The organism is Streptomyces rectiviolaceus, from assembly GCF_039533825.1.
GTDB lineage: Bacteria > Actinomycetota > Actinomycetes > Streptomycetales > Streptomycetaceae > Streptomyces > Streptomyces rectiviolaceus.
In genome coordinates this window covers 30,819-41,751 of record NZ_BAAAUG010000025.1, presented here as the reverse complement: position 1 = coordinate 41,751, position 10,933 = coordinate 30,819, and the positions used below count along the sequence as shown (strand labels likewise).

Annotated in this window: 9 protein-coding genes; 6 read left to right on the top strand and 3 right to left on the bottom strand. The window is 70.2% G+C overall.

Annotated elements, in window-relative coordinates; genetic code table 11:
- The first annotated feature begins 59 nt into the window (after positions 1–59).
- Positions 60–896 carry an Fpg/Nei family DNA glycosylase gene (locus tag ABD378_RS08800; protein ID WP_344519962.1) on the top strand — a complete coding sequence of 279 codons (837 nt, stop codon included), beginning with the start codon at positions 60–62 and terminating at the stop codon, positions 894–896.
- On the opposite strand, the gene ABD378_RS08795 is transcribed toward ABD378_RS08800, so the two are convergent.
- Entirely contained in the window at positions 893–2,122 is a 1,230-nt protein-coding gene (locus ABD378_RS08795; RefSeq protein ID WP_344519961.1) for a GNAT family N-acetyltransferase, read from the bottom strand. The genes ABD378_RS08800 and ABD378_RS08795 overlap by 4 nt on opposite strands.
- A gap of 129 nt (positions 2,123–2,251) precedes the next feature.
- Between ABD378_RS08795 and ABD378_RS08790 the strand changes: the two genes are divergently transcribed.
- Positions 2,252–3,412, top strand: a complete 1,161-nt coding sequence (locus ABD378_RS08790) for a PP2C family protein-serine/threonine phosphatase (RefSeq protein WP_344519960.1) — start codon at positions 2,252–2,254, stop codon at positions 3,410–3,412.
- Here ABD378_RS08790 and ABD378_RS08785 read toward each other — a convergent pair.
- On the bottom strand, positions 3,398–4,579 hold the full coding sequence (locus ABD378_RS08785) for a cation:proton antiporter (RefSeq protein WP_344519959.1): 1,182 nt from the start codon (positions 4,577–4,579) through the stop codon (positions 3,398–3,400). The two genes, ABD378_RS08790 and ABD378_RS08785, sit on opposite strands and share 15 nt — an antisense overlap.
- A gap of 260 nt (positions 4,580–4,839) precedes the next feature.
- Between ABD378_RS08785 and ABD378_RS08780 the strand changes: the two genes are divergently transcribed.
- The 3 genes from ABD378_RS08780 to ABD378_RS08770 all read left to right on the top strand — a co-directional run bounded on the left by ABD378_RS08780 (position 4,840) and on the right by ABD378_RS08770 (position 8,805).
- Positions 4,840–5,673, top strand: a complete 834-nt coding sequence (locus ABD378_RS08780) for an ABC transporter ATP-binding protein (protein ID WP_386545118.1) — start codon at positions 4,840–4,842, stop codon at positions 5,671–5,673.
- Positions 5,674–5,729: 56 nt separating this feature from the next.
- Positions 5,730–8,183, top strand: coding sequence for an ABC transporter permease (locus tag ABD378_RS08775; RefSeq protein ID WP_344519958.1), 2,454 nt, complete (start codon positions 5,730–5,732; stop codon positions 8,181–8,183).
- Between the two features lie 160 nt (positions 8,184–8,343).
- Positions 8,344–8,805, top strand: a complete 462-nt coding sequence (locus tag ABD378_RS08770; RefSeq protein WP_344519957.1) for an HD domain-containing protein — start codon at positions 8,344–8,346, stop codon at positions 8,803–8,805.
- 19 nt (positions 8,806–8,824) lie between these two features.
- Here ABD378_RS08770 and ABD378_RS08765 read toward each other — a convergent pair whose 3' ends face one another.
- A complete protein-coding gene (locus ABD378_RS08765; RefSeq protein WP_344519955.1) occupies positions 8,825–10,069 on the bottom strand; it encodes an acyltransferase family protein in 1,245 nt (414 codons plus the stop codon).
- Between the two features lie 630 nt (positions 10,070–10,699).
- Between ABD378_RS08765 and ABD378_RS08760 the strand changes: the two genes are divergently transcribed.
- Positions 10,700–10,894: a hypothetical protein gene (locus ABD378_RS08760; RefSeq protein WP_249589920.1), complete on the top strand. Its 195-nt coding sequence runs from the start codon at positions 10,700–10,702 to the stop codon at positions 10,892–10,894.
- Positions 10,895–10,933 lie beyond the last annotated feature (39 nt).

The window sequence follows — 10,933 nt, the reverse complement described above, 5'->3', positions numbered from 1 at the left end:
CCGGCGTTTGAGGACGAGCCCTCAAGGCGATTTGCCCGCACCCACCCCCGGAGGGACCCGTGCCGGAGGGGCACACCATTCACCGCCTCGCGGAGGACCACCGCGCCCGCTTCGAGGGCCGAGGCCCCCTCCGCGTCACCAGCCCGCAGGGCAAGTTCTCCGACAGCGCGGCCCTGCTCGACGGGCAGGAGATGGACACCGCCGAGGCCCACGGCAAGCACCTCTTCCTCGGCTTCGCCGAAACCGGCTGGGTCCACATCCACCTCGGCCTCTTCGGCAAGTACGCGGTCGGTGAGACCCCCGCCCCGCCCCCCACGGACACCCTTCGCCTGCGCCTCCTGAACGACACGTACTACTCCGACCTCCGCGGCCCCACGACCTGCGCCCTCATCACGGACGAGGAGAAGCAGGCGATACACGACCGCCTCGGCCCGGACCCGCTCCGGGAGGCGGACGACCCGGAGAAGGCCTACCGCCGCATCTCCCGCAGCCGCACCACCATCGCCGCGCTCCTCATGGACCAGAAGGTCATCGCGGGCGTCGGCAACGTCTACCGCGCCGAGGTCCTCTTCCGGCACCGCATCGACCCGTACACCCTGGGCAAGGACATCAAGCCCGCCCAGTGGACGGCGATGTGGGAGGACCTGGTCGCCCTGATGCGCGAGGGCGTGCGCCTCAACCGCATCGACACCGTCAGGCCCGAGCACACGCCGGAGGCGATGGGCCGCCCGCCGCGTGTGGACGACCACGGCGGCGAGGTGTACGTGTACCGCAGGGCCACGATGCCCTGCCACATCTGTGGCGGCGAGATCCGCACCGCCGATCTCGCCGCCCGCAACCTCTTCTGGTGCCCGAAGTGCCAGCGCCCCGCCCGTTCCCGCCGGAAGACCGGCTAGAACCCGTGCGGCAGCCACGGCGCGACGTCCGACCCGAAGGCCAGCGCCGCCTCGGCCAGCGCGCCGGGGCGCAGTTCTCGCACCCGGCCCGCGGCCGCGAGTGACGTCAGGGACACGCCGCCGAGGTAGGCCGAGCCCAACTCCCGTACGGACAGGGCGAGATCGGCGTCGTCCTCGGTGCGCTCGCAGGTCGCGCCCTTCAGGTCACCCTTGAGCCGCCAACGCCCCGCGTTCCAGGGGCAGAAGGCGTCCTCGACCTCCAACACCAGGTTCAGCGGCGCCCGGTAGGTGCGTGCCTCAAGGGCGGCGCCCACCTCCACCAGGCGTACGTACAGCGAGTCCCGCACCTGGATCCCGCAGCGCCGCACGTCCGATACGAGCTGCAGCACCGCGTCGTCCGTCGGGCGGCTGTACGCCTCGAGCTTCGACGTCAGGTCGATGTCGAAGAGGAACCGCCACAGCGCCGCGTACGCGGCCGGATCGAGGGCTTCCAGATCGCTCAGCCTGACCGTGCTGTCCATGCCGGAGAAGCCCCCTTCGGGCTTGATCCGGAAGCGCGCGTATCCGACGAGTTCCCCGTCGCGCTCGGCGACCACGCACAGCAGCGGCGACGCGCCGTTCCGCCCGCTCTCCGGGTCGAGCAGGCCGAGCCGCTCCCAGCCGGGCTGCCTGGCCAGCATCCCCGGACGCTCGCTCACCCGTCGTGCGTACAGCGCCTCGCACGCCTCGTGGACGTCGGCGGGCTTGACGTACCGAAGGCGTACGTCATCGGTGCCGGCCGGTACCGACAGGCGCACACGCGTCGTGTCGATCTCGGCCTTCAACTGCTGCGTCGCCGCGCCGTATCCGAACCGTCCGTAGATGGCGGGCTCGGAGGCGGTGAGCACGGCAAGGGACTCGCCCTTCGCACGTACGTCGTCGAGCTGGCGCCGCATCATCGACGTGAGGATCCCCCGCCGCCGGTGCGTCGCCGCGACGCTGACCATCGTCACTCCGGCCGCGTCCACCAGGGAGCCGCCCGGCACGGAGAGGCGGAAGCTGAACGCTCCCGTCGTGCCGACGCAGGTCTCGCCCTCCCAGGTGCCGAAGAAGCGGTCGAACTCGGTCAGCGCGTTCCAGAGCTCGTGCTCCTCCGGGGCCTCGGCGACGCCACCGAAGGCGAGCTCAAGCGTGCCGTAGTACTCGTCCCAGTCTGCCTGGCGCAACTCCCGCAATTCCGTCGTCATATGCCATGCCTACCAGGGTGAAGCGGGCGGAGCGACAGGATTTACGGGGGCTGACAGCATGCCCCTGACGGGGGACAACCGGCACCTCCCGTGCGAAGTGCCTGGCCCGGTGGATAGGGTCCGGGAGCAATGGCAGGCAGGCGAGCGGAAGCCGAGACGTTTACAGCCCGGATGAAGAAGCGGATCCACCGGGCTCGCATAGGGCTGCGCAAATCCGGGGTGGACTACTTCAGAGGCGACGGCTCGGACTGGATCGCCCTCGCCGGTCTGCTCGTCACCATCCCGGTGATCGCCTGCTGCACCATCGTCAACAACGTCTGGTTCTCTCCCTCCGCGCTCGTCCTGCCCATCGTGGCGGGCGGCCTGCTGCTCCGGCCCTCCAGCCTGCTCGGCCTGTACGCGACGGCCGCCGCCGCGCTCATCGTGGAGTCCGTCCAGCTCGGCCCGTACACGGAAGGGGCCTCGCGGGTCACGCCCGGAGTGGTCCTGGTCGTCGCGGCCTGCGGATTCTTCGGGCTGATCATCGCGCAGTTCCGCAGCCGGGTCGGGGTGCCGTGGCGCGGCGGCGGAACGATGCTCTTCGACCTGCGCGAACGTATCCGCGTGCAGAGCAAGTTGCCGAAGCTGCCGCGGGGCTGGCACCGCGAGATGGCCCTGCGGCCTGCGGGCGGGCAGTCCTTCTCGGGCGACTTCGTGGTCGCGGCCCGCACGAACGGCGGCCGCACCCTGGAGGTCGTCCTCACGGACGTCTCGGGCAAGGGCATGGACGCGGGCTCCCGCGCCCTGCTCCTGTCGGGCGCCTTCGGCGGCCTGCTCGGCTCGCTCCCGCCGCACGCGTTCCTGACCGCCGCCAACGGCTATCTCCTGCGCCAGGACTGGGACGAGGGCTTCGCGACCTCCACGCATCTGGTCCTCGACCTGGAGACGGGCGACTACGAACTCTTCACGGCGGGCCACCCGCCGGGCCTCCAGCTCAGCGCGGGCAGCGGCCGCTGGGAGGAGAAGGCCGCGGAGGGCCCCCTCCTGGGGGTCTACGACGGGGCGCAGTTCGACCCGGTGAAGGGCCTCCTGAGTCCCGGCGACGTCCTGATGCTGTTCACCGACGGCATCGTCGAGGCCTCCGACCGCGACATCAGCGAGGGCATCGACCGCCTCACCGGGGAAGCCGACCGCTATGTGGCGGGCGGCTTCCACGGCGCCGCGTGGCATCTGATCGAGGCGGTCGCGAAGGACGTCAACGACGACCGGGCGCTGCTGTTGATCTGCCGGGAGCCGTCAGCGGGCGCCTGACATCGCCGGTTCCGGATCGGGGGCGGCGTCGCGCCCGCCCGGCAGGATCCGGGCCAGCCATTGCGAGCGTCCCGCCGCGAGCGGGCCGAGCACCGCGAGCAGCAGCACGTACCCCGCGATGAAGGGGGAGAGGCGCTCGTCGAGGCCCGCGGTGGCCGCCATCGTCGCCAGGATCAGGGCGAACTCGCCGCGCGCGAGCAGGGTGGTGGAGATGTTCGCCGCGGGTCCCGCCCCGAAACCGTAGATACGCGCGGCACCGAGTCCCGCGAGGACGTTCATGAGCAGCGTCACGGCCACGGCTGCGAGCACCGGCCAGAGCACCACGGGCAGGTCGCCGGGGTCGATCGAGAGCCCGAAGGCGAAGAAGAAGATCGCCCCGAACGCGTCCCGCAGGGGGTGCACGAGCTTGCGGATGCGCTCGCCGGACGTCGTGCTGCCCAGCATCAGACCCACCATGAACGCGCCGATCGCGTCCGCGACCCCGAACCACTCCGAGACCCCGGCCACGAAGACCGCGGCTCCGAGGAAGGAGATGACGAGCAGCTCGTCGTCACGGGTGTCCATGAGCCGCCCGACGACCTTCGTGCCGAAGCGCGCCACGAGGGCGAGCAGCAGCAGGAAGCCGAACGCTTTGCCACCGTCCATGACGGCCGCCGCGAGGCTGTCGGCGCCGGACAGGACGGGCTGCAGCGCGGCCAGATAGAGCGCGAGAAAGATGTCCTCGACGACGATGATGCCGAGGATCGGCTTGGTCTCGGGATTGCCGAGCCGACCGGTGTCCACCAAGACCTTGGTGACGATCGCCGACGACGAGATGCCGAGCACCCCGGCGAGGACCAGCGCCTCGGAGGTGCCCCAGCCGAGGGCGAATCCGAAGCCCAGGCCCGCGCCGACGTTCAGCGCGAGATACGTCCCGCCGGCGAGGGCCATCTTGCGGCCGCCCGTCTTGAGGTCGTCCATGTGGAACTCGAGGCCCAGGTAGAAGAGCAGAAGCACCAGGCCGAGCGCCGAGAGCATTTCCAGGTCGTGGGGGTCGGAGACCAGGACCACGCCGGGGGTGTGGGGGCCGAGGAGGATCCCGGCCAGGATGAAGAGCGGAATGGTGGGGAGTCCGATGCGGCCGCCCACGCGGGCGAGCACGGCGGCGGCGAGAAAGGCGCCGCCCATGGCTATCAGGGTGTCTGCGTGTCCGATGGGCCCGTTCCTCCTGGTAGTCGGCGACGCACCGCCTGCCACCAATGGCAAAGGGAGCGTCAAGAACGCGTCAATAGTTAGCTTACCAAACGATTTACGCGGCACCTGTGCCGTACGCACACCAGCTCTCTGCGGGGGCTATCCCCACCCCCGATTCGCCGGGGGACCTCATGGTCCACAGAGCCCCCGAATCCGTACGTTCGAGGCATCACCTACGGAAGGCGGAGAGAGCCATGGGGCTGCGGCGCAAGAAGGAAGCAATCGGAGGACCGGTGCCCCCGATGCCCGGCGAGGCACCCCGCGGCCCCGACGGCGCCGACTGGGCCGTCGAACTGCGCGGAGTACGCCGTAAGTACGGCAGGGGCTCCGGCGCCGTGCACGCCCTCAGCGGCATCGACCTCGCCCTGGAGCGCGGCAGCTACACCGCGGTCATGGGCCCGTCGGGCTCCGGCAAATCCACGTTCCTGCAGTGCGCGGCAGGCCTTGACCGGCCCAGCGAGGGCACGGTGCACCTGGGCGGCACGGAGATCACGTCCATGAGCGAGAACAAGCTGACCGCGCTGCGCCGCACCCGCCTCGGCTTCGTCTTCCAGGCCTTCAACCTGCTGCCCTCGCTGACCGTCGAGCAGAACGTCGTCCTGCCGATGCGCCTCGCGGGCCACCGCCCCGACCGCCGCAGGGCCGCCGACATGCTCAGCCGCGTCGGCCTCGGCGGCGACAAGCACAAGCGCCGCCCCGGCGAGCTCTCCGGAGGCCAGCAGCAGCGCGTCGCCATCGCCCGCGCCCTGGTCACGAACCCGGACGTGATCTTTGCGGACGAGCCGACCGGCGCCCTGGACACCACCACGGCCGCCGAGATCCTCACCTTGCTCCGCTCGGCCGTCGACGGCATGGGCGCCACGGTCGTCATGGTCACCCACGACCCGGCCGCCGCGGCCTACGCGGACCGGGTCCTCTTCCTCGCGGACGGCGCGATCGTGGACCGCCTGGAACGCGCGTCGGCGGCACAGATCGCGGCCCGCATGACGACGCTCACGGCGCCTGCGTACGCGACAGCGGCGGCGTAGCCCGCACCTGCGCCCCGCCGGGCGCCCCGCCCCTATACCGACTCCGGAGAATCCCGATGCCCAACGGCCTCGCCCGCGCCGCCGTCCGCTTCAAACCCGCCGCCTTCGTGGGCACGTTCGTCGCGCTGATGATGGCCGCGATGATCGTGTCGGCCTGCGGCATCCTCCTGGAGACGGGGGTACGCGCATCGGTGCCGCCCACGCGCTACGCCGACGCCCCCGTGGTGGCCGCCGCCGACCAGCGGGCCCACTTCGTCACGGGCAGCGGCGACAGCCGCTCCGAGTCGGCCACACCGCTGCCCGACCGGGCCAGGATCGACAACTCCCTGGTGGCGAAGGCGGGTTCGGTGCCCGGCGCGCGCACCGCCGTCGCGGACGTCACCTTCCCGGTGCGCTCCGGCGCCAAGAGCGTCACCGCGCACGGCTGGGGCTCCACGTCCTTCACCGGCGAGAAGCTGACCGCGGGCCGCGCCCCGCACCCCGGCGAGGTCGTCATCGCCGCGCCCGGCGCGTCCGTCGGCGAGCACACCACGCTCACCACGGCCGACGGGCCGCGCGACTTCCGGATCTCCGGCACCGTCAAGGCCGGGCAGGGCGCACCCACCGCCTGGTTCGCCGACTCCGACGCCCTGCGCCTCTCCGGCCACCCCGACCGCGTCGACGCCATCGCCGTCCTGCCCAAGGACGGCGTCACGGACGACGCCCTCAAGTCCCAGGTGGCGCACGCCCTGGGCGGCAAGGCCGACGTCCACACCGGCGACGACCGCAGCGAGGCCGAGGGCTCCGAACTCGCCTACGCGCAGGAGATGCTCACCGGGATCGGCGGCTCCTTCGGCGGCATCGCAGCCATGGTCGCCATGTTCACCGCGGCGGGCACCGTGGCACTCTCCGTCGGCCAGCGGGCCCGTGAGTACGCGCTGCTGCGTGCCATCGGCACGACGCCCCGCCAGATCCGCCGCACCATCGCCACGGAGGCCCTGCTCGTCGCACCCGTCGCGGGAGCGGTCGGTGTGCTGCCCGGAATCGCCCTGGCAGGCTGGTGGTTCGGCCAGCTGAAGGAGAAGGGCGCGATCCCCGATGCCCTGGACCTGTCGGTCTCCTTCATCCCCCTCGTCTCGGCCGTCGGCGTCGCCGTCGTCACCGCACTGGTCTCCGGCTACATGGCGGCCCGCCGCCCCTCCCGCATCAGGCCGGGCCAGGCACTGAGCGAGTCCTCGGTGGAGCGCCTGCGCTTCGGCTGGATCCGTACGCCCCTTGGCATCGCGGCGGCCGTCGGCGGCTGCGTCCTGTCCGGGGTCGCCTCCTCCATGACGGGTGACGACGCGGCCAACGTGGCGCTCGGCATCGTCATGCTGTTCATGCTCGCCGTGGCCCTGCTCGGCCCGCTGGTGGCTCGCGCCTGCGCGGCCCTCTTCGGACTTCCGCTGCGCGGCGCGGGAGCCTCGGCCTCGCTCGCGGCGGCCAACTCCCGTACGAACGCGCGCCGTCTGGCATCGGCGATCACTCCGATCGTCCTCGCGATGGCGTTCTCATCGACCCTCGTCTTCATGCACACCAGCGAGGACCGGGTGGCCGCCGACCAGCAGCGCGAGGGCATCACGGCGGACCACATCCTCTCCGCGTCGGGAGCGGGAGCGACCCCCGACGGGGTGACCGAGGCCGCGCGGACCCCGGGAGTCACCTCGGCCGTGGGCCTCCTGAAGACCTCCGTCCTGGTGCCGGTGGGCTCGGGCGGCGACCGGTGGCTGGAGTCCGCGTCGACGCAGGGGGTGACGGGCTCGTCCCGTGACCTCGCCATGGTCCAGGACCTGGGCGTCAGGACGGGCACGATGGCCTCGCTCGGCAAGGGCGAGATCGCCGTCGACGCGAAGCTGGCGGACACCGCGAACGTGAGGACGGGCGAGCGCCTGGCACTGCGCATGCCGGACGGTACGAAGGCGTCGCCGAAGGTGGTGGCCACGTACGACCGGGGCCTTGGCCTCTCCCAGGTCACCCTCCCCGCGGCGGACTTGAAGCAGCACGTGACCTCGTCCTTCTCCTCGGAGATCTGGACGAGGGGTTCGGCACCGGCGGCCCTCACCTCCCTCGGCACGCTCCAGGACCGCGACGCCTACACCACCGCCCAGTCCACGGACCGCGCGGTCAACGCCTGGGCGAACACGGTGATGGCGGCCGTACTCGGCGGCTTCGCGGCCATCGCAGCGGCCAACACCCTGGTGATGACGGTCCTTGACCGCCGCCGAGAGCTCGGCACATTGCGCCTGATCGGCTCTACGCGGCGCCAGGTGATGGTGATGCTGAGGTGGGAGGCGCTCCTTGTCGCAGGCGCGGGCATCGTGATCGGCTCGGCAATCGCGATGGCGACGCTGGTCCCGATGATGAACGGCCTGACGGGAGAGTCCCCGTACATCCCGCCACTCCTGTACGGATCCTTCGCGGGCGCGGCACTGGCCCTGGGCCTGGCGGCGACCGCCTTGCCGGCGAGGGCGGCGCTGCGGGAGCAGGGCTGACTTTCCGGACGGGCTGATCTATCAGCCCGTCCGGCGTTTGAGGACGAACTCGGCGAAGCCGGTGATGACGTCCACCAAGGCCCCCGAGCCAGAGCGGCCCGCGGCGGAGCCGCAATTAGATACAGCCGGGAAGGGGCGGGGTTGGGGAAAGAATCTCCTCATGAATCCCAGCCACACACTGACACTCGCCGAGGTGGAAGCGGTAGCCCGCCAGGCCCACGCCACCCAAACAGACAAAGCGGGCCGCCCCTACACAGAGCACCTGCAAGCCGTGGCCCAGGGCGTCCACGCCAGAAACGGCTCGCAGGAACAGATCGCCGCGGCCTGGCTCCACGACGCCATCGAGGACAACGCACTCACCGAGGAGTGGCTGGAGGCGGCAGCCCTGACCCCGTACACGAAGGCCATCGTGCACGCCCTCACCAAACAACCGAGCGAGCCCCCGGAGACGTACGCCGCCCGCATCCTCGAAACCCCCGGCGCCCGCCTGGTCAAGGAGGCGGACCTGGCCCACAACGCGAATCCGGCCCGCCTAGCAGAGCTAGACGGGCCGACCCGCACTCGCCTCACGGCGAAATACGCCAACATGCGCGCCCTGTTGGGCATTGAGCCCGGGCACTGAGCCCCGGGGCTAGAACCGGCTAGGAAGAGGACTTGGCCCGCTCCCGGGCCAACGCCGCGGCATCCCGCTTGAACGCCCACTCCATCTTCGGCTCCATGGCGAAGCGGAACATCCGCTGCACCGGAGGCGTACAGAGAAGCGTCACCACCGCCGCGGCCACCAGCGACACGAGCACCTCGCCCGCGGGCTGGTGCATCCATTCGTAGTCGTCGAACCAGCCCCAGAAACGCGAGCCCTTGGCGAGGAAGCCGTGCAGCAGGTAGCCGTACAGCGTGCCCGCGCCGAGCACCGTGAACCACATCTTCCGGCGCGGAACCCACGCGAAGAAGCAGGCGGTCAGGATGGCGGAGCAGCCGAACAGCGCCAGCGTCATCACGACACCGGCCCACCACGGCGCACCCAACTCCTGGGCGCTGTCCCGGCGGTAGAACCATGCCGAGGTCATCCGCGGCCCTGCCCAGTACGCGAGGAGCAGCGCGCTCGCGAAGATCGGGATGGAGAGCAGCCGCACCTCGCGGCGCCGCACCAGCTGGAAGTACTCGGGCTTCATGAACAGGCCGAGCACGAAGAAAGGCAGGAACTGCAGCACACGCTGCAGATCGAGGTCGTCACCGATGTCCGGCGAGATCGTCGCGAGCACGGCGATGGCGAGCGCGAGCGGAATCGGCCAGCGCACCAGCTTCCACAGCGGGGTCGTCAGCCGCCAGACGAAGAGCGCGACCAGGAACCAGGTGAGGTACCAGGGGTCGAGCAGACTGATCGGCTGCGTCGGATCGTCGTCCGCGTAGCGCTTGAAGAAGGTGTACGCGACTTCGAAGATGACGTACGGCACGGCGATGCCGGTCACCAGGCGCTTGAGGCGGTCGGACCGCATGTCGAAGCTGCGCGAGAAGTAGCCGGAGATGAGGATGAACGCCGGCATGTGGAAGGTGTAGACGGTCATGTACAGCGCCTCTGCGGCGCGGCTGCCGTCCGTCAACGGCTCCCAGGCGTGCGCCATCGCGACGAGGACGATCGCCAGGTACTTGGCGTTGTCGAAGAACGAGTCGCGCTGCTTGGCGGGTTGACCCGTGGGGGCGGATCTTTCCGCGGAGCCGGTGGGCCCCGTGGAGCCGGGTCGAGCGGTGGTGCCGGCCGGGGCGTGGGGAACGGTCGCGGCCATGGTGGACTGGGGGGCGCGGGGGCCTGGTACTCCGTCCGCCGGTACATGTGCCGGGGGGAGCGGCGCCCGGTGGCGGCCGTGCGGTTGAACCGAGTTCGTCACAGGCCCTCCCACCAAGAGCTAGGTGAGACGATCCGGGACCGCACTGCGCTTGCGGGGATGGTGGCAGCGTGGAACATCTGAGGCACCCTAGCGTCGCTTGCGTGTATTCGTAAAACCCTCAACTCGGCTGTCATCTCAATCACAGACGGTTCAGGTCTATTGAGGTCCCGAGTACCCGGGAATGACCAAAGTCGACATGGAGATTCAACTCCTGTCATCCTCGATACGCTGATCCGAATGTCCATTACGTCACCACTCATCCCCCTTAAACGTCGCATAACGCCCGCAGGCGACTCTGGTGAAATGTCCGGTTGATTGGCCCTTTGTGCGGCCGGTGGTGTGCGTCCGGCAACAATTCGAATTTCCGGCGAACGAGTTGTGTGGCGATGGAAACGATCAAGCCGAATTAGTGACCGCGCGCGTGCTTCGAATTGCCGTGCGGGGGCGCGGTGTTGGTGTACCCCAAGGGCGCCCACGTGTGCCGGGCTCATGGCGGGCACGTGTGGCCTTGGCCGACGATGTGTCACCGGCCGCATACGGAAGGCGCGTTGGTGGCACGATGGTTCTGGCGGGGGTGTGCGGGGTCGTACCCCCCGGGCCGGGGAGAGACCGACCTAGGGTGTGATCAGTGTGGCCATTTCGCTGTCAGTGGTGTTGCTGTTGGCGATCATCCTCATCGTGCTGATCCGCGGAGGATCGATCAAAGCGGGGCCCGCGGTCGTCGCGGTGCTCTTCGGGTTCTTCCTCGCCTCAACTGGAATGGCCCCCTCCATAAACCGCTTCCTCAATGAAGTGGCCGAGACCATCAACTCGATCAGCTTCTGAGCGCCGCCGGGGCGCCCCGTGAACGCACAAAAGCCTCCG

Excerpts from the sequence above, each read along its gene's own strand:
- ABD378_RS08795 (WP_344519961.1), bottom strand. The coding sequence starts at position 2,122 with ATGACGACGGAATTGCGGGAGTTGCGCCAGGCAGACTGGGACGAGTAC.
- ABD378_RS08780 (WP_386545118.1), top strand. The coding sequence starts at position 4,840 with ATGGGGCTGCGGCGCAAGAAGGAAGCAATCGGAGGACCGGTGCCCCCG.
- ABD378_RS08770 (WP_344519957.1), top strand. The coding sequence starts at position 8,344 with ATGAATCCCAGCCACACACTGACACTCGCCGAGGTGGAAGCGGTAGCC.
- ABD378_RS08785 (WP_344519959.1), bottom strand. The coding sequence starts at position 4,579 with ATGGGCGGCGCCTTTCTCGCCGCCGCCGTGCTCGCCCGCGTGGGCGGC.
- ABD378_RS08775 (WP_344519958.1), top strand. The coding sequence starts at position 5,730 with ATGCCCAACGGCCTCGCCCGCGCCGCCGTCCGCTTCAAACCCGCCGCC.
- ABD378_RS08790 (WP_344519960.1), top strand. The coding sequence starts at position 2,252 with ATGGCAGGCAGGCGAGCGGAAGCCGAGACGTTTACAGCCCGGATGAAG.